At 64.0% G+C, this 24,676-nt stretch carries 22 protein-coding genes and 1 tRNA gene; 12 read left to right on the forward strand and 11 right to left on the reverse strand.

Annotated features, from left to right (window positions below; all coding sequences use genetic code 11):
• The first annotated feature begins 7 nt into the window (after positions 1–7).
• Positions 8–652 carry a tRNA (adenosine(37)-N6)-threonylcarbamoyltransferase complex dimerization subunit type 1 TsaB gene (tsaB, locus tag BBF93_RS01560; protein WP_051612184.1) on the forward strand — a complete coding sequence of 215 codons (645 nt, stop codon included), beginning with the start codon at positions 8–10 and terminating at the stop codon, positions 650–652.
• Here tsaB and BBF93_RS01565 read toward each other — a convergent pair.
• The gene (locus tag BBF93_RS01565) at positions 649–1,944 is read right to left on the reverse strand and encodes an Hsp70 family protein (protein WP_035593964.1); all 1,296 of its coding nucleotides are present in this window, start codon (positions 1,942–1,944) and stop codon (positions 649–651) included. The genes tsaB and BBF93_RS01565 overlap by 4 nt on opposite strands.
• Before the next feature lie 116 nt (positions 1,945–2,060).
• Between BBF93_RS01565 and BBF93_RS01570 the strand changes: the two genes are divergently transcribed.
• From BBF93_RS01570 to BBF93_RS01580, 3 genes are all read left to right on the forward strand, one after another.
• Positions 2,061–2,516, forward strand: a complete 456-nt coding sequence (locus BBF93_RS01570; RefSeq protein ID WP_035594242.1) for a GNAT family N-acetyltransferase — start codon at positions 2,061–2,063, stop codon at positions 2,514–2,516.
• A 72-nt stretch (positions 2,517–2,588) separates the two neighbouring features.
• Entirely contained in the window at positions 2,589–3,485 is an 897-nt protein-coding gene (locus tag BBF93_RS01575) for a dienelactone hydrolase family protein (RefSeq protein ID WP_114104787.1), read from the forward strand.
• Positions 3,486–3,532: 47 nt separating this feature from the next.
• On the forward strand, positions 3,533–3,952 hold the full coding sequence (locus tag BBF93_RS01580; protein ID WP_035593968.1) for a Fur family transcriptional regulator: 420 nt from the start codon (positions 3,533–3,535) through the stop codon (positions 3,950–3,952).
• A gap of 85 nt (positions 3,953–4,037) precedes the next feature.
• Here the strand turns inward: BBF93_RS01580 and BBF93_RS01585 are convergent, their stop codons facing one another.
• Positions 4,038–5,192 carry a PQQ-dependent sugar dehydrogenase gene (locus BBF93_RS01585; RefSeq protein WP_035593970.1) on the reverse strand — a complete coding sequence of 385 codons (1,155 nt, stop codon included), beginning with the start codon at positions 5,190–5,192 and terminating at the stop codon, positions 4,038–4,040.
• Between the two features lie 141 nt (positions 5,193–5,333).
• Positions 5,334–8,276 carry a TonB-dependent receptor gene (locus BBF93_RS01590; protein WP_035593972.1) on the reverse strand — a complete coding sequence of 981 codons (2,943 nt, stop codon included), beginning with the start codon at positions 8,274–8,276 and terminating at the stop codon, positions 5,334–5,336.
• 229 nt (positions 8,277–8,505) lie between these two features.
• Here BBF93_RS01590 and queC point away from each other — a divergent pair, with 229 nt between their 5' ends.
• From queC to BBF93_RS01610, 4 genes are all read left to right on the forward strand, one after another.
• Positions 8,506–9,225 (forward strand): 7-cyano-7-deazaguanine synthase QueC, encoded by a 720-nt coding sequence (queC, locus tag BBF93_RS01595; protein WP_035593974.1) that lies wholly within the window; start codon positions 8,506–8,508, stop codon positions 9,223–9,225.
• Positions 9,222–9,869 carry a 7-carboxy-7-deazaguanine synthase gene (gene queE / locus BBF93_RS01600; RefSeq protein ID WP_035593976.1) on the forward strand — a complete coding sequence of 216 codons (648 nt, stop codon included), beginning with the start codon at positions 9,222–9,224 and terminating at the stop codon, positions 9,867–9,869. Before queC ends, queE begins: the two co-directional genes overlap by 4 nt.
• Complete coding sequence (locus tag BBF93_RS01605) at positions 9,866–10,264, forward strand: 6-carboxytetrahydropterin synthase (RefSeq protein WP_233349234.1); 399 nt, start codon at positions 9,866–9,868, stop codon at positions 10,262–10,264. The genes queE and BBF93_RS01605 overlap by 4 nt, the downstream gene beginning before the upstream one ends.
• Positions 10,265–10,349: 85 nt before the next feature.
• Entirely contained in the window at positions 10,350–11,732 is a 1,383-nt protein-coding gene (locus tag BBF93_RS01610; RefSeq protein ID WP_051612185.1) for a mechanosensitive ion channel family protein, read from the forward strand.
• Between the two features lie 57 nt (positions 11,733–11,789).
• On the opposite strand, the gene BBF93_RS01615 is transcribed toward BBF93_RS01610, so the two are convergent.
• The 3 genes from BBF93_RS01615 to BBF93_RS01625 all read right to left on the reverse strand — a co-directional run bounded on the left by BBF93_RS01615 (position 11,790) and on the right by BBF93_RS01625 (position 13,732).
• Positions 11,790–12,260 (reverse strand): hypothetical protein, encoded by a 471-nt coding sequence (locus tag BBF93_RS01615; protein WP_035593978.1) that lies wholly within the window; start codon positions 12,258–12,260, stop codon positions 11,790–11,792.
• A 127-nt stretch (positions 12,261–12,387) separates the two neighbouring features.
• Complete coding sequence (msrB, locus tag BBF93_RS01620) at positions 12,388–12,930, reverse strand: peptide-methionine (R)-S-oxide reductase MsrB (protein ID WP_233349235.1); 543 nt, start codon at positions 12,928–12,930, stop codon at positions 12,388–12,390.
• A gap of 106 nt (positions 12,931–13,036) precedes the next feature.
• The gene (locus BBF93_RS01625) at positions 13,037–13,732 is read right to left on the reverse strand and encodes a pirin family protein (RefSeq protein WP_035593981.1); all 696 of its coding nucleotides are present in this window, start codon (positions 13,730–13,732) and stop codon (positions 13,037–13,039) included.
• Positions 13,733–13,962: 230 nt separating this feature from the next.
• Between BBF93_RS01625 and BBF93_RS01630 the strand changes: the two genes are divergently transcribed.
• On the forward strand, positions 13,963–14,721 hold the full coding sequence (locus BBF93_RS01630) for a hypothetical protein (RefSeq protein ID WP_035593983.1): 759 nt from the start codon (positions 13,963–13,965) through the stop codon (positions 14,719–14,721).
• Between the two features lie 220 nt (positions 14,722–14,941).
• On the opposite strand, the gene BBF93_RS19440 is transcribed toward BBF93_RS01630, so the two are convergent.
• Entirely contained in the window at positions 14,942–15,532 is a 591-nt protein-coding gene (locus BBF93_RS19440) for a hypothetical protein (protein ID WP_157532627.1), read from the reverse strand.
• Between the two features lie 183 nt (positions 15,533–15,715).
• Between BBF93_RS19440 and recQ the strand changes: the two genes are divergently transcribed.
• The 3 genes from recQ to BBF93_RS01645 all read left to right on the forward strand — a co-directional run bounded on the left by recQ (position 15,716) and on the right by BBF93_RS01645 (position 20,021).
• Positions 15,716–17,551: a DNA helicase RecQ gene (gene recQ, locus BBF93_RS01635; RefSeq protein WP_114104788.1), complete on the forward strand. Its 1,836-nt coding sequence runs from the start codon at positions 15,716–15,718 to the stop codon at positions 17,549–17,551.
• 157 nt (positions 17,552–17,708) lie between these two features.
• Positions 17,709–18,311, forward strand: a complete 603-nt coding sequence (locus tag BBF93_RS01640; protein ID WP_035593989.1) for an ATP-dependent Clp protease proteolytic subunit — start codon at positions 17,709–17,711, stop codon at positions 18,309–18,311.
• Positions 18,312–18,389: 78 nt separating this feature from the next.
• Complete coding sequence (locus BBF93_RS01645; protein ID WP_051612186.1) at positions 18,390–20,021, forward strand: ATP-binding protein; 1,632 nt, start codon at positions 18,390–18,392, stop codon at positions 20,019–20,021.
• A 10-nt stretch (positions 20,022–20,031) separates the two neighbouring features.
• Here BBF93_RS01645 and BBF93_RS01650 read toward each other — a convergent pair whose 3' ends face one another.
• From BBF93_RS01650 to BBF93_RS01665, 4 genes are all read right to left on the reverse strand, one after another.
• Complete coding sequence (locus BBF93_RS01650) at positions 20,032–22,272, reverse strand: patatin-like phospholipase family protein (RefSeq protein WP_035593996.1); 2,241 nt, start codon at positions 22,270–22,272, stop codon at positions 20,032–20,034.
• A gap of 55 nt (positions 22,273–22,327) precedes the next feature.
• Positions 22,328–22,404 (reverse strand) — tRNA-Met (locus BBF93_RS01655).
• 58 nt (positions 22,405–22,462) lie between these two features.
• Positions 22,463–23,593 (reverse strand): NAD(P)/FAD-dependent oxidoreductase, encoded by a 1,131-nt coding sequence (locus BBF93_RS01660; protein ID WP_035593998.1) that lies wholly within the window; start codon positions 23,591–23,593, stop codon positions 22,463–22,465.
• A gap of 49 nt (positions 23,594–23,642) precedes the next feature.
• Positions 23,643–24,605, reverse strand: coding sequence for a tetratricopeptide repeat protein (locus BBF93_RS01665; protein ID WP_051612187.1), 963 nt, complete (start codon positions 24,603–24,605; stop codon positions 23,643–23,645).
• Positions 24,606–24,676: the final 71 nt, after the last annotated feature.

The raw sequence follows: 24,676 nt of genomic DNA on the forward strand, positions 1-24,676 counted from the left end.
GGATCAGATGCTGATCCTTGCCCTGAACACGGCCTTCACAACGATGGAAGCGGCGCTCGTGCGCGATGGCGAAATCCTCGCCGATGCGCGCGAGACCCTGCCGCGTGGCCAGGAGAAGGCCCTGCCGGGCTTTGTCGAGGCGTTACTGAAGGAAGAGGGCGCCGGTTTCGGGGATGTCGGCCGCCTGGCCGTAGTCACCGGGCCGGGCAGTTTCACCGGCCTGCGCATCGGCGTGGCTTATGTGCGCGGCTTGGCCCTGGTGACCGGCGCGCCGGCCGTTGGCGTTACCAGCCTCGAAGCGGCCATCCCTGCCGGCATGGAAGGGCCAAGCCTTGGTTGCCTGATGGCCCAGCGCCGCCCGCCCGACCAGACCTGGTGGGTGCAGGGTATCAGCGAGGACGCGGGCATCGCCCCGGTGCAGGAGGTGGGCCTGGCCGCGCTTTCCGCCATGCTGGAAGGTTTCCATGCGCCCATCTTCATGGACGGCGCCGAGGCGCTCGGCGATCAGGCCGCCAAGCTCGACATCCGCCCCATGCGGCCGAGCGCGGTGACTGCCGCGCTGAAGGCGGCCCGCTTCGACCCGGCCAGGCATCCGCCCACGCCGGTCTATGCCCGCGAGCCGGACGCGACCCTGCCCACGCCGAAAAACTAGGGCGCGCGCGCCAGCCAGGGCTCCAGATCGTCCTGCTGGGCGATCAGGGATAGTCCGTGGGCGATCGATACGAACTGGCTGCCGGTTTCCACCTTGCCGGCGCCGAACTGATCCTCGAAACTGCGCCGCAGCGCCGGCACGAAGGATGTGCCGCCGGTGAGGAACACCCGGTCGATGCCGCCCGCGCCAAGGCCCGCCCGCTCCAGCGCCAGATCGACCGTGGCACGGATGGCGCTGACATCTTCTGCGATCCAGCCATCAAATTCCGAACGCGGAATATCCCGCTCGATATTCAGGCTGCCGGCCTGAAGGCTGAACCGGGCTGTGTCTGCCTGCGAAAGCTGAGACTTCACCTGCGCCACGGCGCGGTAGAGCAGATAGCTGGCATCTGCCTCCAGAAAGTCGATGAAGGCCTGGATCAGGGCCGGTTCATTGGCTGCCTGCACCAGTTTCTGGAGATCAGCATAGTCGCGCGTGTGGCGCATGATGGAGAGCTGGTTCCATTGCGCAAACCGGCTGTAGAAAGACGAGGGCACTGGCAGGGTTTTCTCCCCGCTGCGGAAGGTGCTGTGTTTGCCAAACAGCGGCGCCACCACATGCTCGATGATCTTCTGGTCGAAGGCGTCGCCCGCAATGCCGATGCCCGAATGGGAGAGCGCCTGGGCGCGCAGCTTTCCGCCCGCGGGATCAAACCGGATGATCGAGAAGTCGCTGGTGCCCCCGCCAAAGTCTGCCACCAGGATGGTCGAGGCCTCCGTCAGGCGCTGGGCATAGAAGAAGGCTGCCGCGACGGGCTCGTACACATGGTGGATCGTCTCGAAGCCAAGCCGCTTCAGCGCCGTTTCATAGCGGGTTTGCGCCAGGGCCTCATCCGGCTGGGCGCCGGCAAAGCGCACGGGGCGCCCCATCACCACCTGGGCCGGCCATGGCGCGCCCGACCGCTCGGCCAGACGCCGCAGATAGGCGGCCAGCAGATCCTCGAACTGCCAGTTCTTGTTATGGATCACGGTGGAGACAAAAAGCGGGCTGGCCGCAAATGTCTTGAACGACTGGATGAACCGGCAATCCCCGCCCAGCTCCAGGAACTGGTCGATGGCCCAGGGGCCGATCTCCATCATCGCGCGCGCTTCATCTTCATCGCGCCAGAAACAGAGCACCGAGCGGCAGGCAGAAAACTCCTCGCCGCCATGGCTGAAGCTCATCGCCTCCGTGCTGCCATCGGGTTTGGCGAGGGAGGCAACGCTGTTGGTCGTACCGAAGTCTAGGCCGAGCGTGGAGGTCGCCTGGGTCATCTTGCAGCCTTGTGCTGGGGCAAAGGGCAGGCGACCTAACAGAGGCGGGCATTGCCAATCAATCCTGATTGTCCTTGATCTGCGATCTTTCTGCCGCTTCCGAAGGCTTTTGCCCGATGACTGACCCCATTCGCCGACTGACGCCTGCCGACGCGGCGGCCGCCGCTGCGCTGCATGCGGCGGGGTTTGCCGATGCGTGGAGCGCGGCTTCGATCGAGGGGCTGATCACCAGCCCGAATGTGCTCGCCCTCGGCTGGGAGGAGGGGGGCAACCTCTTGGCTTTCGCGCTGTTTCAATCCTCTGCCGGAGACTGCGAACTCCTGACCATCGCGACGGATCCCGTCCGGCGCGGGCAGGGGCTTGCCGGCGCGCTGCTGGATGCGGCGATCCCGGTGCTCGTGGCCGGCGGCGACAGCCGGCTGCTGCTGGACGTGGCTGAGGACAACACCTCGGCCCGGCGCCTCTATGCCCGGTTCGGGTTCACCGAGGATGGCCGCCGCAAGCGCTACTACACCGCCGGGCGCCCCGCGCCGGTGGACGCGATCCTGATGTCCCGGCCCATCGGGGCGTAGGGGGCGTCTGAAAAGCTGGCCTCTGCCGCCTGCCGGTCTATAGTTCTCACGAACCCGCGAAGGAGGCACACCATGGCAGACGGAAATCCAGGCAAGATCGACATTCCGCCCGAAGTGTTCCGGCTTTACGACGCCTATTGCCATGGCGACCTTTCGCGCCGGGCCTTCTTCTCGCGGCTGAGCGCCTTCGCCGGGGGCGGTATTGCGGTCTCGATGCTGGCGGCATGCGTGATGCCCGATTACAGCCAGGCCCAGACGCTGACAGGCGACACTGACCTCATCGAGGAAGACATCACCTACACCACCCCCAGCAGCGCCGGCACGATGGGCGGCTATCTCGTCCGCCCGGCCAATGCCGCTGGCAAGCTGCCCGCCATTCTGGTGATCCATGAGAACCGGGGCCTGAACCCCTATATCCGGGATGTGACGCGCCGGGCCGCCAAGGCGGGCTATGTCGCGTTCGGGCCGGACGCGCTCTATCCCCTCGGCGGCTATCCCGGAAATGATGATGATGGCCGCGCCCTGCAGGCCCAGCGGACGCGGGAGGACATGTTCGCTGATTTCGTTGCCGCCGCCGAACTCCTGCGCGGGCATGAGGCGGTCAATGGCGCCGTGGGCGTCACCGGCTTCTGCTTTGGCGGGGCGATGGCCAACCAACTCGCGGTGAGCCTGCCCTGGCTCAAGGCATCTGTGCCCTATTATGGCGGCTGGCCGGCGGATGAGGACGCCGCGAAGCTGGAAGTTCCCCTCCAGATCCACCTCGCCAGCGATGACCCGCGCGTGAATGAGGGGTGGGTGGCCTATGAGGCGGCCCTGAAGGCCGCAGGCAAGCCTTACGAGCTGCACTGGTATGAAGGCACGCAGCATGGTTTCCACAATGATACCACGCCGCGCTTCAATCCGGAGGCCGCCGCGCTCGCCTGGTCCCGCACGCTGGCCTTCTTCGCGGCCCATCTGCGCGAAAGCTGACAAGGTTGAACTGGACTTTCCCGCTTCGGAAGGGCATTTAGGGGACCATGGACAGACTAGAAAAACTCTGCATTGAGAAGGGCCTCCGCATGACGGAGCCGCGGCGCATCATTGCCCGTGTGCTTTCGGTCGCGGATGACCATCCGGACGCCGAAGAACTGCACCGCCGGGCCAACTCGCTCGACGCCTCGATTTCGCTCGCCACGGTCTACCGGACCGTGAAGCTGTTCGAGGATGCCGGCATCATCCAGGCGCACGACTTCCGCGATGGCCGCGCGCGCTATGAAGAAGTGCCCGCCGAACACCACGATCACCTGATCGATGTGAAGACGGGCGCCGTGGTGGAGTTCCATTCCGAAGAGATCGAGAAGCTGCAGGAAGAGATCGCCCGCAAGCTCGGCTACCGGCTGGTGGATCACCGGCTGGAGCTTTACGGCGTGCCGATTGCCGAGAAGGACAAGGGCTGAAAACGCCCCTGACCTTTCGCCAAAAGAAAAGCGGCCCCGCCTGATGACGGGGCCGCTTTCTGTTTGGGGAAGGGGGCGCGGGGGGCTATTCCTGCGGAACCACCCGGAAGATGCCGTCGAAATCCTTGCCCGCGACATAGAGATAGCCATCCGGGCCCTGAACCACATCGCGGATCGACAGCTCGCCCTTCAGCAGGTTTTCCTTGCCGGCAACCTTGCCCTCCTGCAGATCGATCCGCACAAGGACGAGGCCGTCCGGGCCATTCATGCCGCCGGAGAAGAGGTCGCCCTCCCAGCCGGGATACTTGTCGCTGGTGACCATGGTGAGCCCCGCCGGCGCGATCGAGGGCACCCAATAGGTTTCCGGCTGCACCATGCCTTCAGCGGCGGTTTCCTTGGTGATGACCGTGCCGTCATAGTTCACGCCATAGGTGATCTTCGGCCAGCCATAATTGTTGCCGGGTTTGACGATGTTGAGCTCATCCCCGCCGCGCGGGCCATGTTCGGTGGCCCAGAGCGTGTCTGTGGCCGAGTCATAGTAGAGCCCCTGCACGTTGCGGTGGCCATAGGACCAGACTTCCGGCTTGCCATTCACCCCGTCCGCAAACGGATTGTCCGCGGGGATCGTGCCATCCGAATTGATCCGCACGATAGTGCCATGCGTGTTCTTCGGGTTCTGGGCGTCGGCCATGTATTTGAAGCCCTCGCCGAGGGAGACAAACAGCGCGCCATCCCCGCCAAAGGCAAGGCGCGAACCATAATGGTAAGCCGTGTCGCGGTCGTCCGCCTTGAAGATTTGCTGCACATTCTCCAGCGCGGCATTGTCATCGCTGAGGCGGCCCCGCACGACGGCGGTGGAGTTGGCCGCCTTGGTGCCGGTGGAGAGCGACACATAGACAAGGCGGTTGCTGGCAAAGTCCGGGTCCAGCGCAATGCCCAGATAGCCGGCCTGGCCTTCGACATAGGCTTCCGGCAAGCCGGACACGGGCGTTGCTTCGCCGGCGGCGGCAAAGAATTTCAGGCCGCCTTCCTTCTCCGTGAACAGAAGGCCGCCCTCGGGCAGGAAGGCTATGCCCCAGGGTTGCTCGGCAGGGGTGATGAGTTCCAGGCTGACGCCCTTGACCGCGCCCGGCTCGGCCGGGGCCGTGACCGGCGCCTGCGGGGGCGCTGCAGGCTCTCCGCACGCAGACAGGATAAGGACAAGCGGGCCGAGAGCGGCGAGGCGGGAAAAGACGGACATACCGGCTCCTGTAGAGTTGTGGGTCTGTAAGTGCGCAGGAAATCTGATTGTGGGCAGAGATAGGCCGTTCCGGTCTCTGCGCCAATGAAAAAGGGGCGGCCCCGAAAGGCCGCCCCTCAAGTTTTCAGGCGTGACGCCCGCTTACCAGGACTTCGTGACAGCGATGCCGTAAGTGCGCGGCTCGTTCAGGAAGATGTTGGTGTAGAGGCCCGACGAGTCATCCGTCAGATAGGCGCCGGTGATGGCGGTCTCGTCGAAGATGTTCTTGCCGAACAGTTCGACGCGCACGCCGCTCGGATCGTTGGTGAACGCCAGCGAGACGTTCATGTTATCCCAGCTCGGCAGCTTGTCGCGCGGGGAGTTGTAGACCCGGCTCATGCTGTCGGACTGGCGGTAGTAGTCGACGCGGCCGGTGAGGCCCCAGTCGCCGAACGAACCTGGCAGCCAGGTGTACTCGGCACCGATGTTGAAGGTCATTTCCGGTGCGCCCGGCATGGAATTGCCCTTCAGGTCTTTCGCGTCGCCTTCGATCGGCTGCAGAGCGGTGGCCGTCTGCGTGTTGCCGTTGGCATCGGTGTAGGTGACGGTCACGCCGGTGAGGCCGAGGAGGGCTTCAAAGCCCGCGCGGCCACCCACAGCGGCCAGGTCGCCGGTGCAGAGGTTACGCGTGATGCCGGTCAGGGCCGGGTTGGCCTGGATGGCGCCCAGAACCGTCGCATAGCCCTGCGCAGAGATCACGCAGTTGCTGTAGCTGGACGTGTTCTTGAGAACCACGAGGTCCGAGCGGCCATTGGTCCGGTCGATCACATCGATCGAGTACAGATCACCCAGCTCGGAATCGAGCAGGCCGAGGTTGGCGTTGACCACGAAGGTCGACACCGGGTTCCAGATCGTCTCGATCTCGAGGCCCTTGAGCTTGGTATCGACGTTGAAGTTCACCGAGGTCCGGTTGATGATCTGGGTAATCTGATAGCCCTGATAATCATAGTAGAAGCCGGTGGCGTTCAGCTGCAGCGAGCCATTTGCCAGGGTGTTCTTCGTACCGACCTCGAACGCATCGATGAATTCGGGATCGAAGAACTGGCTGAACAGGTTGGCACCTGCCGGCTGCGGCGGGTTGATACCACCGCCCTTATAGCCCCGCGAATAGAAGCCATAGAGCAGGGTGTCGTCGGTGAAGCCGACATCCGGGCGCCAGTCGAGACCGGCGCGGCCGGTAACTTCCTCGAAGGAAGCGTCGAAGTAGCCGTCGCCGCCTGCATCCGGGGTCTGTCCGGCCACAGGGCGCGGATTGATCGGGCTGCCGTTCTGCGGGCTGCCGGGGCCATAAACGGCGCCAGGGGTGAAGAGATAGGTCGGCACGTTCGCCTGGGTTTTCTCATCCTTGGTATACCGCAGGCCGAGGGTCGCTTTCAGATTGTCGGTGATGTCGTAGTAGCCTTCACCGAAAACAGCCACGGAGCTGAGTTCATAGGGCGACAGCGAGCGGAAGTATTGACCGCCAAGACCGGTAAACGCCTGCTCTTCGAGCGTGCCGCCCGAGTCGATCGGAACCTGACCACCGAACAGCGCGCCGCCAAGGGCGTTGTTGATCTGGGCCAGTGCCGTCAGCGAGTTCGAGATGACGTAGTAGCCATCGGTATTGCTCGAGGCCGGATCAATTGCCTCGAAGTCCATCGCAATGACGCCGAGGTTGAAGTTGAACGGTCCGTCATAGGACGATTGCAGGCGAAGCTCGTGCGTCGTCTGCTCCGAGGTGCCGCCGGCCACGTCAAACGTGCGGAAGAAGTTGGAGGCACCCAGGATCGGATCGTTGACCACACCGCCAGGGAAGAGGGCCTGATAGATGGCCGCGCCCGTCGGCCCGAGTGTGCCGAACAGCGGCTGGCCATTGGTGTTGAAGGCAATCGTCGGCGACTGCTTGTTATAGTCCTCGATGGAGACCGAGCCGCTCTCGCTGTAGCTGCCCAGATAGGTCAGCTTCAGGGCATCGGTAACATCGAATTCGATCTTGCCGGTGATCAGCGTCTGATCGGCATAGTATTGCGGATCAAAGGCAGATTCGATCTGGCGCAGATTGAGGTTGGCCGGCTGGGTGAACGCGTCGCCGCTGAGCAGGCCGGCCGTGATGCCGAGGCCGCCGCCAAGGGTGGCCACCGAGTTCAGGCGGTCCTTCATGCTGTCCAGAGACGTATCGAGACAGCCTTGCGAGGTAACCGTCTGGTCCAGCGCGCTGACCGGAATGCCGGCGAAGGAAGTTCTCAGCGGGCTCTTGGTGCAGAGCTGTTTGCCAGACCGCAGGCGGTTATCTTCTTCCTCGAAATACTCGTAGGAGAGCCAGCCACGCAGACGCTCGGTCGGTTCGGCCAGGATCGTGGCGCGATAACCATAGAGCTCACGGCCGTCAATCGACTGGCCGGTCACGGTGTTGGTGGCGTAGCCGTCCCGCTCGAGATAGTTGCCGGCCAGACGCACAGCAACCTTCTCCCCGATCGGGATGTTCAGCATGCCCTTGATTTTCTTGGTGCCGTAATTGCCGAGCGTGGCCGAGACATTGCCCTGATACTCTTCCAGCACCGGCTTGGCGGTAATGGCGTTGAACACGCCGCCCGTTGCGTTCCGGCCATAGAGCGTACCCTGAGGACCGCGCAGCACCTCGATCCGTTCCATGTCGAAGAATTCGGCTTCGAACAGGCGGTTGGCGGTCAGCGGCACATCGTTCTGGTGAACGCCGACGCCGGCATCGCCCGACTGGGCCACAAGGTCAGCCCCGATACCGCGGATCTTGAAGTTGAACCCGTTGAAGTTCCCCTTGGTGAAGGAGACGTTCGGGATCGACTTGACGAGGTCCGGTCCCCCGGACAGCTGCATCTTGTTCAGCGCTTCCTCATCGAAGGCCGAAACGGCAATCGGAACGTCCTGAATGGACTGTTCGACCTTCTGTGTGGTGACGGTAACGGTGCCGAGGCGCCGGGAGTCATCCGGAGCGGTTTCTTCCTGGGCATACGCGCTACCGAAGAAGCTGAGGGCAAGGGCGGAGGCCCCAGCCAACAAGACGTACTTCGAGTCTGTGTTTCGGCTCATTTCGATTTTTCCTCCCCTCGGGCCGATTATCCGGTCCCGAAAACATTGATGTGTAACGAGCCATCCTCATTGGCGGGACGGCTTCAAGTCCAACACAATGCCATGGCGTGGCGCGTGTCAATTGTCCTGTCCGCTCCAAAGGCGAAAGTCTTCACTTCGGTGTCAAAAATGTAACGCCTTCCGCAACGTAGCCTTGGCCCGGGCGGGTCTCGCTGGTACAGCGGCGGGCATGACACAGCCCTTTTCTTCCGCGCTCGTCCTGTTTTCCGGAGGCCAGGATTCGGCCACCTGCCTCGCCTGGGCGCTCACCCGGTTTGACCGGGTGGAGACGATCGGCTTCGATTACGGCCAGCGGCATGCGGTCGAACTCGCCTGCCGGCCGAAATTTCTCGATGCGATTCGCCGGAATTTTCCGGCATGGGGCGAGAAATTGGATGGCGATCACATAATAGATGCCTCCGTGCTCAAGGCGCTGGGCGCTACGGCGATGACGCATGATGTCGAAATCACCCTCACGGCGGCGGGCTTGCCGAACACCTTTGTTCCGGGCCGGAACCTTCTGTTCTTCACCCTGGCGGGCGCCCTGGCCGTGCGGCGGGGGCATGGCGTCCTTGTCGGCGGCATGTGCGAGACGGACTATTCGGGCTATCCCGACTGCCGCGCCGATACGCTGAAGGCGCAGGAAGAAACCCTCCGCCTCGGGCTGGACGCCGACATCCGCATCGACACCCCGCTGATGTATCTCGACAAGGCCGCCACCTGGCAGCTCGCCCAGGATCTGGGTGGGGACGCTCTGGTCGATCTGATCGCGGAGGAAACCCACACCTGCTATCTGGGCCAGCGCGGGGCGCGTCACGCCTGGGGCTATGGCTGCGGCGCATGTCCGGCCTGCGAGCTGCGAGCCAATGGCTGGCAGCGCTGGCAGGCAGGGAAGGGGAGCGCGGCATGACCTACTCGGTCAAGGAAGCCTTCTACACCCTGCAGGGCGAAGGCGCGCATACCGGGCGCGCGGCGGTCTTCCTGCGCTTTGCCGGCTGCAATCTGTGGAGCGGGCTGGAGCGCGACCGGGAAAAGGCCGTCTGCCGCTTCTGCGACACCGATTTTGTCGGCACCAATGGCGAAGGGGGCGGCAAGTTCCGCGAGCCGGGCCTGCTTGCCGCGCATGTGAAGGCTATCTGGGAGGCGAACGCCTCCGCCGGCGGCCGGCCCTATGTCGTCTGCACCGGGGGCGAGCCCCTGATGCAGCTGGATGAGCCCCTGATTGATGCCCTTCATGCCGCGGGCTTTGAAATCGCCATTGAGACCAACGGCACGCTGCCGGCGCCCGCCTCGATTGACTGGATCTGCGTCAGCCCCAAGGCGAACGCCCCGCTGGCCCAGACATCGGGTAGTGAATTGAAGCTCGTTTACCCTCAAACCGAGCCGGAAGCGCAACCGGAATGCTTTGAAACACTGGACTTTGAGCACTTTTTCCTCCAACCGAGGGACGACGGACCCGGCGTCAGCCATGTGGCGGCGGTGGCGGCCTATTGCTTGAAGAATCCAAAATGGCGACTGAGCTTGCAAACCCACAAACTGACCGGCCTCCCTTGAACGAGGGCCTGAAGGCCGAAGGTCAGATTTTTGAGATCTCGAAGGCGGTGTTCTTCGAGGCAGCCCATTTCATGGGCGGCAAGCCTGAAGGCCATCCCTACCGCTCCGTGCATGGCCACTCCTTCCGCCTGGAAGCGACCGTGGCCGGCGTTGTGAAGCCCGGCGAGCAATGGGTGGAGGATTTCAGCCACCTCACCGCCACGCTTGAGGCGACCGCTGCCAAGCTCGACCACAAGCTGCTCAACGAGATCGAAGGCCTGGAAGTGCCCACCCTTGAGCGCATCTGCCTCTGGGCCGCCGCCGATCTCGGCAAGACGCTCCCCGGCCTCGCCCGCGTCGCCGTCGCCCGCCCCAGCCTCAACGAACGCTGCGAACTCGTCCTCAAGCGCGTTTGACGCGCATTGCCGGGGTTGCATGGGCAGGGGAGGCCGATAAGGTTTCCTCTTGTCGATTCAATGCCTTTGAGGATTGGCCACAGGGATGAGCCTCGACCTTCTCCAGCCGGAAACGGCCGCTCCGCTGATTGCGCAGATTCAGGAGTCGGTCACCCGGCTGATCGATGCGGCCCGTGATGAGCTGAGCTCGCCCGATACCCTCTGGCAGGTCGGCGCGCTCGTGGCGGCGGCGCTGCTGGGATATCTCCTCTCGCGCATTCCCAAGACGATGCTGATGCAGGCGGCGGAAAAGCGCGGGCGGATCGATTTCGTCCTCTTAACCTATCATTCCCTCTCGCGCATTGTCTGGCCGGTTTTCACCGTCATCCTGCTGGCGGGCGCCACTGCCGCCTTCGAGGCCCTGGGCCTCGGCAACAACACGCTGCACATCGTCACCAGCCTGCTGCTCGCCTGGATCATCGTGCGCATCTTCACCGCCAGCATGCGGCGCGGCTTCTGGTCGAAGGCGATTGCCTATTTCGCCTGGGCGGTCACAGCCCTTTACATCGTCGGCTGGCTGCGCCCGTTCACCAGTTGGCTGAATAGTGTCACCTTTCACCTGGGCGAGAATGACGTCTCGCTGCTGCGCATCCTGGTCAGCCTGGCGCTCGCCTGGTTTGCCATCTGGCTGGGCCGGCTGATCGGCAATGTGGCCCAGTCCCAGCTGCGCGGCTCGCCGGATCTGCCTGCCTCGGTCGGCGGCCTCCTGGGGCAGAGCATCAAGATCGGCGTGATGATCGTGGCCGTGCTGATCGCGCTGAATTTCCTCGGCGTGAACATTGCCGCGCTCACCTTCTTCTCCGGCGCGCTCGGTGTCGGTATCGGCTTCGGCCTGCAGTCGGTTTTCTCCAACTTCATCTCCGGCGTCATCATCCTGATGGAGAAGTCGCTGAAGGTGGGCGACTTCATCGAGCTTCAGTCTGGCCTGTCGGGCGTGGTGAAGGAGATCAACTTCCGCTCCACCGTGGTGATGACGAACGACAATGTCGACATCATCGTGCCCAACGAAGCCTTCATCAAGGCGCAGCTGATCAACTGGACGATGACCGAAGCCCGCCGGCGCATTCATGTGCCGTTCGGGGTGGCCTATGGCACATCAAAAGAGCTGGTGCAGAAGGCAGGCCTCGAGGCAGCCGGCAGCGTGCCCTGGACCTATGACGACCGGGGCGAGCATACCCCGCAGGTCTGGCTGGTGAAATTCGGCGAGTTCCGCCTGGAGTTCGAACTGATCGTCTGGCTGACGGATGAGGCCGTGCTGCGCCCGCAAAAGGTGATGGCAGATTATATCTGGGCCATGCATTCGGCGCTGGAGAAGCATGAGATCCATGTCTCGATGCCGCAACGCGACCTGCACATCAAATCACCCGACACGCTCAGCGTGCGGATCGAATCGGGTGATCTGCAGAAAAGCGGCGATCAGGAAAGCTGATGCCGCTGCCGCCTGGAGGGGTGGCGGCAGCGGCGGGACGGCCCGAGGGGTGCGGGCCTAGTCCAGAGCTTTAGCAAACCGGCGGGCAAACCGGTCAGACGCGCGGCTGGCGTCATGCCAGGTGGTCAGGCCAGCCTGGCGGATATCATTCTCGTACCAGTCGTATTCCAGCTCTCCAGCCGGCGCGCCGGCCGCGTCATACGCCACGGCTTTCAGCTTCATGCCGCCAACGCTGACAGAGCGCATCATGTCGAGGCCCGGCTTGTCACCGGCCTGTTTGAAGGTCGGCCGGGAAGGGCGCGCATCCAGGATGGTCACCTCCACCCGCGCCACATCCACACCGGCTTTCGCCAGCTCCCGCGTCAGATCCCGCTCGATCCGTCCGGCGAGCACGTCGCCTTCCTTCTCGCCGTAATCTTCCTGGAGCTTCTTGGTGAACTCCGGCCCGTAGCCGACCGATATTTCGGCCGCCTGCGCGCCCTGAACCAGAACCGCAGCAAGCGCGGCGGCTGCAAAAAGGCGTTTCATGGTTTCTCTCCGGTATTTGGCCGGCCAGTGGTGGGGTCGGCCCTGATCATGTTTTCAATATAGGGCAGGGCGGCGGGCGAAAGAAGTCACACACGCGTGAGGCGCTCGCCGTGCGGGCGCGGGCGCTTCACTTCTTCGCCTTCTCCTTGCCCGCAAAGAGATAGAGATATTCGCCATACCCTTTGGCGGCCATTTCGTTTTTCGGGATGAATTTGAGGCTCGCCGAATTGATGCAATAGCGCTGGCCGCCGGTTTCCTTCGGGCCGTCATCAAAGAGGTGGCCGAGATGCGCGTCCGCCCCGCTGGAGCGCACTTCGGTGCGGCTCATGCCGAGGCTGTCATCCTGGAATTCGGAGATGAGCTGTTCATGGATCGGCTTGGTGAAGCTTGGCCAGCCGGTGCCGGAATCGAACTTGTCGGTGGAGGAAAACAGCGCCTCGCCGGAGATGGCATCGACATAGATGCCTTCTTCCTTGTGGTTCCAGTATTCATTGTCGAAAGGCGGCTCGGTGCCGTCATGCAGGGTGACGTATTTCTGCTGCTCGGTGAGGTGGGACACATCATGGCCGGTGGCGGTGGCCGTCTTCGTTTCGCCCTGCGCCGTGCTGACGCCGCAGGCGGCCACAATCAGTGCAGCCATGGCGGCGGCAAGTCCCGTCTCTCTGTGCATGGCGAAAGCTCCTTCTCCAGACATGACGCGCCCGGCGGGCGCCTCGTTTACCTCATCTAGGTAACAGGCGCCCGCCGGGCAAAGAAAGTCACGAGGGTGTGAGGCGTCACACCGTATCGACCAGCACCAGCTCTGCGGAGTTCACACCTTCGAGAGTGAGCGTCTCGCCGCCGGAAATGGCCGCGCCATCCCGCGCTTTCAGCGTCTGGCCATTGAGCACCACTTCGCCGTCCGCCACCACCAGATAGCCATACCGGCCAGCGGGCAGTTCATAGGTCAGCGTTTCTCCGGCCTTCACGGTTGCGCCCAGAACCTTGGCATCCTGATTGATCTGCAGGCTGTCATTCTCGCCGGTGCCCGAGGCAAACACGGCCCATTGGCCAGACCGGTCGCCCTTGGGAAACTGGCGCGCGCCCCAGCTCGGCTTGCCGCCGCGATTGCGCGGAATGATCCACAGCTGGAAGATCTTGGTCACATCATCCTCGGCATTCCATTCCGAGTGCTGAACACCTGATCCTGCGCTCATCACCTGCACATCGCCCGCTTCGGTGCGGCCATGATTGCCCAGCGAATCCTTGTGGGTAATCGCGCCCTGGCGAACATAGGTGATGATTTCCATCGAGTCATGCCCATGCGGGGGAAAGCCGGTATGGGGCTGGATCTCGTCATCATTCCACACGCGCAGCGCGCCGTGGTGCACGCGGGCCGGATCATGATAGCCGGAGAAGGAAAAGTGATAATGCGCGTTCAGCCAGTCATTGCGAAACCGGCCGAGCTTTTCAAAGGGGCGGAGTTCGATCATGGGATGTCTCCTCTCAGAACGTTACGGTTGAGAGGTATATGGGATGTTCGCCGGGGCAGGGCAGACCCTGCGGGGAGATAGCATTCATGCGCGGCGTGCATGAATTGGGCGATTCACCCTTCCCGTTGCCACAACAGGCCCCCTCTCCATGCAATGGGGAGGGATGGGGTGGGGCTGCAAACGGTGATAAGAGGGCCGGAGATGGAGACAAGAATGGCTGCGCCCTTCCGATGACTGACCAGCCCGGTTTTGACGGACACCTCATCCTCGCCCCGGCGGAAAACACCGGCGCACCCGGAGGCGCAGGTCTCCTGCACGCAAAAACCGCCGTCTATCCCGGCGCCCAGCAGGTCACGCTCTGGCTGCCGGCCGATGGCGGGTCGGGCTATGAAACCCTGCGCATCACCGGCCCCGAAGGCGCCCTGATCGAGGAAGGCCCGCTCACCGGCCGCCTCAATGGCCGCGTCCAGATATTGGTGGATACCTACCCCTGGCCGCCCGGTCAGTACCGGATCGAGATCACCCATTCCGGCGGCTGGGCCCACATGCTCGCCCTCCGGAAACTGGAAGCGGGCGTAATCCCGCCGCCAGACCCCTCCCCGGTGCCGGAGCCCTCCAAAGGCCCCATCGTCTACCGCGACGGCTTCGGCAACATTCTTCCGGATACGGATCTTGAGGTGCGCGAAGCGGCCCTGAAAAGAATCGCCGCCCGCTTCTCCCGCCGCCTCGAATTTGAAGGCAACGCCCGCGCGGGTACCATCATCTATATCGACGGCGACATCCGCCTGCGCTTCTATCATGAAATGTGCATCCGCCCGGTGCATTTCAGCATAGATGTTCCGCCGCCGGACAAATGGGAAGCCGCCACCGGCCAGCCCCTCACCGAACGCGACGACATCCTCAATTTCCTCGCCGAAGAAACCCGCCGCCGCCAGGCCCCCAGCCTCAAAACGCTTATCTACGATAACCGGATCGATTTTGTGGAGTAGCGGCAGGAAAGAGAACACCCCTCCGCCATCGTCACCCTCGACGGGCGTAAGCCCGTCTGAGGGCCCATCTCCCGCCCTCTCGCCTTTGTAAAAACGGAGAATTTGGAAGCTGGGCGCTCAGATGGCCTGACGGCCATCAAGCGTGATGAGGTCTCAAACCGCTGACCAAGGCGGCGCCCGCCGCCAACCCGACCTTCCCTGCGGGCGGGGCGGGTTGAGCCTAGTTCTGCAAGACCGCCAGGTCTCGCCGATAGGCTTCCCCGCAATTCTTGACAACGTACCAGGTGGAAACGTCTGACGTCAGAATATCACCCTCTGAAGCTGTCTTCCCATCCGCGGTCAAGCGAAAATGAAATGTGCCATTGACGGTAACAAAGGCGGCGGCGTCTCCTCCTCTGCGAAGGCGATGTGATAAGGTTGCTCCTTCGCCAAGTGCAAATCCAACATAACAACAATCGGGATTGTTCAGCAGAAACTCGTCCACCGTATCGATGGGTATAACTTGCGACCGCTCGCCGCTGGGGCCCGCGCCCATGGGGTAGCCCATTAACGTTTGGGCGACTGCGCTTCTGACCAATTCGTCACGCGTAAGCTTTCGTCCTGTTTCCGAACAAATGCCATTGAAATTGGCTTCCCGCGTCTCGCGCCATTGATAGGTAAAAGCAGCAGCGGAAAGTAATGCCAAGGCTCCGGCTACCGCCCAAGTTGCCGTCAATAGCGTTTGCTTGCGGCGGAGTTTTTCTAACTGCGGATCAAGGCTGGGCGAGGGCATGTCGCGCGTCTCATCGTGTTGCACAAACCAGTCTGTCACGAACACACGCTTGTGTGACGCTGGATAGATTGAACTGAGGTTATATTACGGCCAGGCGCTTTAAGGAACGCGGCCCCCCCCAACACTTGCAACGTCATGTCGGTCACGTACTCGCGTTTGTTGCTGCGTTCACTCCGCCCCAGCCCCTTGCCCTCGCCCCCGCATCTCCCCAGAACAGGGGCCATGCCGTCTCCGCCCACCCTCACTGACGCCCGCGCGCTCTTGAAGCGCGTCTATGGCTATGACGCCTTCCGGGGGCTTCAGGAAAATGTGATTGCCGACACGCTGGCCGGCCGCGACGGTCTCGCCGTGTTGCCGACCGGCGGGGGCAAGTCGCTCTGCTACCAGATCCCGGCGCTGCTGCGCGAAGGGGTGGGCATCGTCGTCTCGCCGCTGATCGCGCTGATGGCCGATCAGGTCGACGCGCTGAAGCTTGCCGGGGTGCGCGCCGAACGCCTCGACAGCTCGATGGATTTTGCCGCCCGCGCCGCCGCGCTGGACGCCGCCGCGCGCGGCGAGATGGACCTCCTCTATGTCTCGCCTGAAGGGCTCGGCAATGGGCTGGCAGACCGGCTTTCGCGCATGAAGGTCTCGCTGATCGCCGTGGATGAAGCCCACTGCGTCAGCCAGTGGGGCCATGATTTCCGCCCCGATTACCGCGCCCTCGGCCGCCTCAAGGCCCTGTTCAAGGGCGTGCCCCGTCTCGCTGTCACGGCGACCGCCGACGCGCGCACCCGCGACGACATCCTCGCCCAGCTCGACCTGACAGACCCGGCCGTGCATGTGGCGAGCTTCGACCGGCCAAACCTGATCCTCTCGGCTGAGCCCAAGGAAGGCAACCGCACCGCCCGCGTCGTCCAGCTCGTCAAGGCGCGTGCCGGCGTCAGCGGCATCGTCTATGCCGCCACCCGCAACGCCGTCGAGGATCTGGCCGACGCGCTGGAGAAAGCCGGGGTCCCCTCGCTTGCCTATCATGCCGGGCTTGAGGCGGAAGTGCGCGCCGCCCGTCAGCGCCGCTTCCTGCTGGAAGAAGGCCTGGTAATGTGCGCCACGGTTGCGTTCGGGATGGGCGTTGACAAGCCGGATGTCCGCTTCGTCATCCACGCCGATCCGCCCAAGACGCTGGAGGCCTATTGGCAGGAAGTCGGCCGCGGCGGGCGTGATGGCGAGCCGGCCGAAGGCGTTGCCCTGTTCGGCCCGTCAGACATGAACCGCTCCCTGCAATGGACCTACAGCAGCGACGCGCCCGATGAGGTCAAGCGCGTCCAGCTGACCAAGACGCGCCAGCTCTTCGCCTTCCTCAATGGCGATGAATGCCGCCGGGCCGCTGTGCGCCGCTATTTCGGGGAAGAGGCGGTGGAGCCCTGCGGGGTGTGCGATGCCTGCAAGGGCGAGCTTGGGGAACGGTACGATGTGACCCGTTATGCCCAGATGGCGGTCTCCGCCGTGCTGCGCTGCGGCCAGCGCATCGGCCGGGGCCGCCTGGTGCAGCATCTGCTGGGCGAGGCAAAGGACGGGTTTGATACCGATCTCTCCAGTCTTTCCACCTTTGGCATCGGCAAGGAACTCTCCCGCCAGGGCTGGAACCGGGTGTTCGATGCGCTGCTCTATGAAGATCTGGTGGCCGAGGGCGGGGAAGCCATGCGCCCGGTGCTGGTCGTGCCGGATGCTGAGGCGGCCAAGGCCCTCTTCCGAGGGGAACGCACCGTCTCGCTCAAGCAGGACCCCGCTGCGGCCCGCCGCAAGACCCGCTCGAAGGGCGCCGCCAAAGTGGCCGTCATGGCAGACCTCTCCGAGCGGGACTTCTCCCTCTTCGAGGCGCTGCGTACCTGGCGGACGAACCTCGCCAAGGAGCGCGGCGTGCCGCCTTATGTCATCTTCCATGACAGGACGCTGGCCGAAATCGCGCGGGAACGCCCCGCCACCCCGGACGCCCTGCGCGAGATCAGCGGGGTAGGGGAGAAGAAGGCGCAGGCCTATGCCGCCGAGGTCGCGCGGGTCATCTCCGAGGCCGCCTGAGGTTCCGAACTGTCCGGATTTGTCCACGGCCTGTCCGCAACTGTCCGGAATTGTCCGGCCGCTGGCTGGGGAATAGTGAGCCGCGTGCCTTGACCCGGCGCCCCTGGCACCGCACCTATACGACCTGAAATCAAAGAGATTCCTTTCCGGAGCCTGCATGACCCCCTTCCGCCTTGACGATGAAGACGAAAAAGAAGCCACTCCCGTAGCAAATCCCGCTGCGCTGGTGGAAAATGCCCTGTTCAAGTCGCGTACCATCCTGCTGACCGGCGGGATCGACTTCAAACAGGCCCGCATGGTCTGCGAGCGGATGCTGGCCCTGTCTGCCGAAAGCGATGATCCCATCCTGCTGATCCTCTCCTCGCCCGGCGGTCACGTCGAAAGCGGCGACATGATCCATGACATGATCAAATTCGTCACCGCCCCGGTAAAAGTGCTCGGCTCTGGCTGGGTCGCCTCGGCGGGCGCGCTGATCTATGCCGCCGCCCAGAAGGAAAACCGGTATTCGCTGCCCAACACCCGCTACCTGCTGCACGAACCCCGCGGCGGCGTTGGCGGCCAGGCTACGGATGTCGAGATCCAGGCCCGCGAAATCATCAAGATGCGCGAGCGTCTGAACAAGATTTTCGCCGAAGCCACCGGCAAGCCGCTTGAGCAGATCAAGAAGGACACCGACCGGGATTTCTGGATGAGCGCTCAGGAGGCTGTGGATTACGGCCTTGTGAACAAGATCATCCGCAATCGCCGCGAAATCTCCTGATCACAACAGGTCTGGCGTTTGCCGGAAGGTAACACTTGTTACGGATGATCGGGCATTAACCTTAATGCCCGGTCCCCGATGCCCGTACGCCTCCAGGAAATTGCGCTCAGCGTGCCGCCCATTCCGTCCTCCACGACGGGCGCGGCGGCTCTCTCCCTCTTCTTGTCCGACCCGCTGCTGTTTGCGCTCCCGGTCCGGCTGGAGACGGGCGAGGACGGGGCGCCGCGCATTGCGCAGGTCACCCGCGCCCGGCTGACTGAGGCACTCGCCGGGCCCAATGGCCGCGATATCTTCGCCGCCCGCCCGGTACATCACCTGATCACGCAGACCCCCGTTATCGCAGATGGCACCCTGCCCGTCGCCCTGATTGCCAAACAGGCGGCAGAGAAGGGCACCAGCGCGCTGACCGATGGCGTGATCGTGATGGAAGAGGGTGTCTATAAGGGCCTCGTTTCTCCGGCTGCGCTGCTGAAGGCGGTGGCCGAGGAAAACACCGCCCGCGCCCGCAGCCAGCAGGCCAGCCATCGCCGCATCGAAGAGATGAAGGCGAAGATGCTGATGCTGGCGGAAGGCCGCTCCCGCTTCCTGGCCTTCATCGGCCACGAAATCCGCACGCCGCTGACAGGCATTCTCGGGGTGGCCGACCTCATCAAGGATCAGGCCCCCACCAGCGAGACCCGGCGCCTGGCGGAGACCATTTCCAATAGCGGCCAGCATCTGGAGCGCCTGCTCAATGACCTGCTGGACCTTTCCCGGCTGGAAGTGGGCAAGCTGCCGGTAACCATGCAGGCTTTCGAGCTGCGCCAGTTTGCCTCTGAAACGCGCGACCTCTGGCAGCCCAAGCTTGACGCCAAGCGCGTGGGCCTGCGCATCGCCGTGGCCCGCAGCGCCGAAGGCCGTATCGAAAGCGATGCCGGGCGCCTGCGGCAGATCCTGTTCAACCTCGTCAGCAATGCCGTGAAGTTCACCGATCGCGGCCATGTCACCGTTCAGATGTCCACCGTTCCGGCAGGGGAGGGGCTGACCCTCATCATGACCGTTGCCGATACGGGCCGCGGCATTTCCGATGCAGACAAGGCGCGCCTGTTTGAAGAGTTCGAGCAGGCCGACGACACCATCGCCGCCACCCATGGCGGCTCCGGCCTCGGCCTCAGCATCGCGCGCGCCCTGGCGCGGCGTCTTGGCGGGGACATCGCGCTGGCTGACAATGCCGGCGGCGGTTGCCTGTTCACCGTCACTGTGCCGGTGCAGAAAGCCGGCCCGCGCCTGGCGGTGGAGAATGCCGCGCCCACAAGCGCCGGGCGGTTTGATCTTGGCGAGATCCTTGTCGCCGAAGACCATGAGACGACCGCCTTTGTCATCCGCGAGGCGCTTGTTGCCGCCGGCTGGCGGGTAGAATGCGTGCCGGATGCGACCGTTGCTGCCCAGCGCATCGCCGTGCGCCGCTATCAGGCGGTACTCACCGATGTGCATATGCCCGGCGGCGGGGCTGAAGCGGTGCTGAAAGCGGCGCGGTTTGGTCCCGGCCAGAACAGCGCCGTGCCGGTCCTTGCTCTGACGGCGGATGGAACGCCCGAATGCCGCGCGGCGTGCGAGAAGCTTGGCTTCTCCGGCCTGATCGAAAAGCCGGTGCGCCCGCGTGCGCTGGTGGCGGCGCTGGCCGATACGCTGCTCAGCGCGCCGCGGGAAAAGCAGGCGAAAGCGGTGTGATCCGGCTTTCCTAGAAAGACCGGCCGATCACCAGATAAGCTGATTGCCGCCCCCCTTCGGAGCGGCCAAAGGCGAGGTATACCGGCCCGAGCGCAGTATTGGCGCCGACATAGACGCTGCCGCCAAAGCGCACATCATCCAGCGAGAAACTATCAGGCTCCGACCAGACCTCGCCCGCCTCGATTGATCCGCCCACGAACAGGGGAACTCCGAAGAGAACATCGTCGGTATTGACCAGAGAGCGGCGATAGATCAGCCGCCCGGCAAGGAAGTTCTCGCCGGCCAGCTCATCCAGCCGGTAGCCCGAAAGGCTGAACAGGCCGCCAATCCGGTAGAGCGTATCAATCGGCGGAGCGCCGCTGAGGCGCAGGCCGCCGGACACCGAAGTCAGTACGGTGTTCCGCCCGAAGGTAAACGCATGCAGGCCGGAGGCGGACATCGTCTGATAGTCTGCATTGTCGCCCAACCCTTCCAGGCCATGCGTCCAGCGCATCTTGGCGCTCACGCCCCGGCGCGGAAAGAAGGGATCGTTGAGCGTATCGAGACCGGCAGAGGCAAACAGGCGGCCCGTATCGATGTCGACTTCATTGAAGGGGCCGGCGCCTTCGTTCAGCTTGGCGCGCCCCGTGCCGAGTTCTGTACCCACACGGATTTCCCCGAAATTGCCAAACTGGCGGCCCGCATCAATGCCCAGCAGCCCATAGGTGAGATCATATCCGGCGGTCTTGAAGCCGCGCTGGGAATAGATGTTCACCGGCCGGTTCTCGATCTCCGCGCGCGCGGCAGCAAACCAGCTTTGTTCGGGTTCCAGCAGGCGGAAATATTCCAGACCGAATTCATTGATGTCGCCGATAGTGACGATTGCGCGGATTTCCGAGCCATAGGCATCCAGCGCCGCGCTGCGATAATCCACCGACACGGCCACATCAGACTCGGTGTTGAAGTCGTTCTCCACGATCATGCCGAGCCGCACCCGGCCGGCATTGCGGCGGGAATCTTCGGCCCGCACGATCAGGCCGGTCAGCCCCTCCTGCTCGGCCATCGTATAGTCCACCCGCTCGAACGGGCCGAGGGCATAGATCCGGTCGAGCGCTTCATTGATCTCATCGGTATCGGCCGGCTTGCCCAGAACGCTTGCCATGCGCGTCTCGAGCAGGGACTGGTTGAGGCGGGATGTGTTCTCGATGCGGACGAAGGAGATGACCGGCGGCGGGGCGTCGCCGATGCCGGCATAGCTGACCGGTGGGCGGTCCTTGGCAATCGGCGCAAACTTGTCCCCCAGGGCCTGAACCGACTTCCGGCCGGCCTCAATCAGATCCTTGCCGCGCGTGAAGGCGGCCGGGCCAATCTTGCCGGTGTCGACCCGCACGAGCACATCGCCGGAATTCATTGAGGCAATTTCAGCGCGTTCATTTGCCAGGATCAGCAGGCTGACGGTCTGCGACAGAACATCGACCACAGAGCCGATCTGCTCCTGCTTCAGCAGCTCGTTGGGGGTCCACACCGCGATCACGATATCGGCGCCCATATCCCGCGCCACGCTGACCGGGATGTTGGCGGAAAGGCCGCCATCCACCAGCAGCTTGCCATCCAGATTGAATGCCGGGAATACGCCGGGCACGGACATGGACGCCCGCATCGCCATCGGCAGCTCGCCCGAGCCGATGATGACGGCCTCGCCCGTGGCAATGTCCGTGGCAACCGCGCGGAAGGGGATCGTCAGATCATCAAAGCTCTGCACATTCATCCGCGCCGGGGTGAGCCGGCGCAGTTCCTTCATCAGCGCCTGATCGGAGATGGCGCCCGTGGGCAGGAGAAGGCCAGCGCCCGATACGCCCAGGCTCGCCGTGCCGGGAAAGTCTACCTGCTGCTGCTTCTGGCGGTAGGTGAGCTTGTCGCGTTCCGGCGCCGGGTTGAACACGCCGCTCCAGTTGACCTTCTGAACGACCTCTTCCAGCTCCGCGCCGCTCATCCCGGCTGCGTAGAGCCCGCCGATAACCGCGCCCATAGATGTGCCCACCACGATGTCAGGCCGGATGCCCATCGCTTCGAGCTCCTGGATGGCGCCGACATGGGAGAGGCCGAGCGCGCCCCCGCCGGAGAGCACCAGCGCGACCGTGGGGCGCCGGGCCTCCGTCGTTTCGGCCGTTTCCTGCGCCAGGCTGGTGGCGGCAAAGGCAAACAGGGCGGTGAGAAGGAGCAGCGGCCGGGACAGCCAGCAAGCCAGAGTGCGGGAGAAGGTCTGCGTCATCAGGCGATCCTCTGGCCAGTTGGCTGGCGGCGCAAGAGGGGTCGCCGGCTGGGCGTGGTGGTTCGGGAGAGACTTGAACTCTCGACCTCGCGATTATGAGTCGCGCGCTCTAACCAACTGAGCTACCGAACCTGAACGCCGCATCAGCGAAGGCGCCTGATACACATGGAAAGGGGGGCGCGCAAGCACCCTATCCTGCAAGCTCTGCCACATGGTCTGCAATTGACAGGGATGAGGTCAGCCCCGGGCTTTCGATGCCCAGAAGGTTAATCAGGCCGGCGCTGCCATGGGTTTCAGACCCCTCGATGCGGAAATCGCCCGATGGGGCGCCTCTGGGCACGATCTTGGGCCGCACGCCGGCATAATCGGGGGTCAACCGGTCGACGGTCAGGCCCGGCCAGTAGCGGCTGACTTCGGCATGGAACACGGCGGCGCGGGCGGGATCGACGCGGTAATCGAAGGGCGGGGAGGCGCCCTCGGGCAGCCATTCAGCGTCGGGCCCCACCTTGCCGCGCCCGCCCAGGTCTATCGTCAGGTGCAGGCCCAGCGTGGCGGTGTTGGGCATGGGATAGATCAGCCGGGAGAAGGGCGTGCGGCCGCTTATCCCGAAATAGCTGCCCTTCACGAAATGGGTTTCCGGCAAGCCGGCCGTGTGGGGGCCTTCTATTGTGGCGGCTATATGGGACGCGTAGTGACCCGCCGCATTGACCACGGTGCGAGCGAGGATTGTGGCCGGATTGTCCCCGCCGGTCTCCAGCCGGATATGGCCTGCCTCCACCGCGCCGGAGAGCACCGGCGTGTTGAAGGCAATCGAGCCGCCTGCGTCTTCCAGCTCGCCTTGAAGGGCCAGGAAATAGGCGTGGCTATCGAAGATGCCGGAGACGGGGGAGTGGATGGCGGCGGCCACTTCGGGGTTGAGCGCAGGCTCCATCGCCAGAGCCCCCGCGCCGTCCAGCAGGCGCAGGTCTTCCACGCCATTGGCCTGCGCCCGCGCCAGGATCGCGCCAAGTTCGCCCGCTTCCCCTTCGCCAATGGCCACCACCAGCTTGCCGCAGCGTTTTACGGCAACGCCATGGGCATCCAGAAAGCTATAGAGCATCCGCCGGCCATTGACGCAGTGGCGCGCCTTGAGGCTGCCGGTGGCATAGTAGAGCCCGGCATGGATCACCTCGGAATTGCGGGACGAGGTGTGCATCGCAATCTGGTCTTCGGCCTCCAGCACGATCACCTCGCGCCCCGCCCGCGCCAGCGCGCGCCCGCAGGCCAGGCCAATCACGCCCGCCCCGATCACCACCACGTCTGCTTCGAAACTGTCTGTCATCGACTCTGGGGTTCTTTGCCGGAGCGGTATTGCGCCGGGTTTTCAGCGGTTACATCTCGCTGATCATGAGCTCGGCGTCGAGGACGATATATCTCTGGCGGCAGAGTTCTGCCCCCGGCCCGGTCTCCGGGCGCAGGTGGCGGGCGCTGATGTGCTGGTTCATGGCGGCGCTTATGTCCTGCTCGGTCAGGCCGTTCTGGCCAATCAGGCCTTTGAGCGTTTCCCCCGCCATTTTGCGCACTTCGATGAGAGATCGCACTTCGGCGTTCAGCACTTCGACCTGGCTGGCCGTGCGCACCTGCTGAACCGGGCTCTGGGTTTTGGAGAGCGCGATCAGCGCTTCAAGCTCGTCGATCTTCGGATCGATGACCGGATCAAGCTCGGCATAACAGGTTGCTGCCACATCCCCGCGCCGGCCAAGGCCGGTAGTGAGATAGACCGGGAAGGCGGCGCCATCGCTGAGAAGGATCGGCTGAGCTGACGGCATCGGCGGGCTCGGTGAGGCAGGGCTCGGCGGCGCAGCGGCAGGGGCCTGAATGGGGGGCGCGGGCGCGGTGGCTTTCAGGCGGGGTGGTTCAACCGCCGCAGGGGCGGTCTCTGGCTGAAGCCGGCTGACCGCAGCGGGCGCGGTGAGCGTATCACCCGCCTCGGCGGCGCGTTGATACCATTTGGCAGCGAGGGCGGTATCCGCAGGCAATCCAGCGGCGCCGTTCTCATAGATACGGCCCAGTTGCAGCATCGAAGGCACATCGCCCGCTTCTGCCGCCTGCCTCATCAGATTGAGCCCGCGTGTCCTGTCCCGTGTGCACCCCTGACCGTAATAGCAGGCCTGTCCCTGAACCCCGAGTGCGGCGGCGTCCCCGGCGCGCGCATGACGCTCGATCACCTGCATCTGGCTGTAATCATCATCCAGCCAGGCATCGATGGCGGAGGAAAGTTCCGGCGGCATGGCAAAGGCGGCGGCTGCAAAGGCAGCGCTGGCGAGCAGAGATATCAGTAATTTGCGTCCCATACGGTTTATCTTACCGGCGAGCCATTGCCTGTCCAGAAGAGGTAGCCGGGCGCCGCCGTGATTCGATTGCG

Origin of the sequence: Hyphomonas sp. CACIAM 19H1, assembly GCF_003325995.1 — a bacterium.
Taxonomy (GTDB): Bacteria; Pseudomonadota; Alphaproteobacteria; order Caulobacterales; family Hyphomonadaceae; genus Hyphomonas; species Hyphomonas polymorpha.

What these genes read in the sequence shown, in the direction of transcription:
- BBF93_RS01640 (WP_035593989.1), top strand. Translation starts at nt 17,709, where the DNA reads ATGACCCCCTTCCGCCTTGACGATGAAGACGAAAAAGAAGCCACTCCC.
- BBF93_RS01650 (WP_035593996.1), bottom strand. Translation starts at nt 22,272, where the DNA reads ATGACGCAGACCTTCTCCCGCACTCTGGCTTGCTGGCTGTCCCGGCCG.
- recQ (WP_114104788.1), top strand. Translation starts at nt 15,716, where the DNA reads ATGCCGTCTCCGCCCACCCTCACTGACGCCCGCGCGCTCTTGAAGCGC.
- queC (WP_035593974.1), top strand. Translation starts at nt 8,506, where the DNA reads ATGACACAGCCCTTTTCTTCCGCGCTCGTCCTGTTTTCCGGAGGCCAG.
- BBF93_RS01630 (WP_035593983.1), top strand. Translation starts at nt 13,963, where the DNA reads ATGACTGACCAGCCCGGTTTTGACGGACACCTCATCCTCGCCCCGGCG.
- BBF93_RS01625 (WP_035593981.1), bottom strand. Translation starts at nt 13,732, where the DNA reads ATGATCGAACTCCGCCCCTTTGAAAAGCTCGGCCGGTTTCGCAATGAC.
- msrB (WP_233349235.1), bottom strand. Translation starts at nt 12,930, where the DNA reads ATGCACAGAGAGACGGGACTTGCCGCCGCCATGGCTGCACTGATTGTG.
- BBF93_RS01570 (WP_035594242.1), top strand. Translation starts at nt 2,061, where the DNA reads ATGACTGACCCCATTCGCCGACTGACGCCTGCCGACGCGGCGGCCGCC.
- BBF93_RS01590 (WP_035593972.1), bottom strand. Translation starts at nt 8,276, where the DNA reads ATGAGCCGAAACACAGACTCGAAGTACGTCTTGTTGGCTGGGGCCTCC.
- BBF93_RS01610 (WP_051612185.1), top strand. Translation starts at nt 10,350, where the DNA reads ATGAGCCTCGACCTTCTCCAGCCGGAAACGGCCGCTCCGCTGATTGCG.
- BBF93_RS01580 (WP_035593968.1), top strand. Translation starts at nt 3,533, where the DNA reads ATGGACAGACTAGAAAAACTCTGCATTGAGAAGGGCCTCCGCATGACG.
- BBF93_RS01575 (WP_114104787.1), top strand. Translation starts at nt 2,589, where the DNA reads ATGGCAGACGGAAATCCAGGCAAGATCGACATTCCGCCCGAAGTGTTC.
- BBF93_RS01645 (WP_051612186.1), top strand. Translation starts at nt 18,390, where the DNA reads ATGCCCGTACGCCTCCAGGAAATTGCGCTCAGCGTGCCGCCCATTCCG.
- BBF93_RS01585 (WP_035593970.1), bottom strand. Translation starts at nt 5,192, where the DNA reads ATGTCCGTCTTTTCCCGCCTCGCCGCTCTCGGCCCGCTTGTCCTTATC.
- BBF93_RS01615 (WP_035593978.1), bottom strand. Translation starts at nt 12,260, where the DNA reads ATGAAACGCCTTTTTGCAGCCGCCGCGCTTGCTGCGGTTCTGGTTCAG.
- BBF93_RS01565 (WP_035593964.1), bottom strand. Translation starts at nt 1,944, where the DNA reads ATGACCCAGGCGACCTCCACGCTCGGCCTAGACTTCGGTACGACCAAC.
- BBF93_RS01660 (WP_035593998.1), bottom strand. Translation starts at nt 23,593, where the DNA reads ATGACAGACAGTTTCGAAGCAGACGTGGTGGTGATCGGGGCGGGCGTG.
- tsaB (WP_051612184.1), top strand. Translation starts at nt 8, where the DNA reads ATGCTGATCCTTGCCCTGAACACGGCCTTCACAACGATGGAAGCGGCG.
- queE (WP_035593976.1), top strand. Translation starts at nt 9,222, where the DNA reads ATGACCTACTCGGTCAAGGAAGCCTTCTACACCCTGCAGGGCGAAGGC.
- BBF93_RS01665 (WP_051612187.1), bottom strand. Translation starts at nt 24,605, where the DNA reads ATGGGACGCAAATTACTGATATCTCTGCTCGCCAGCGCTGCCTTTGCA.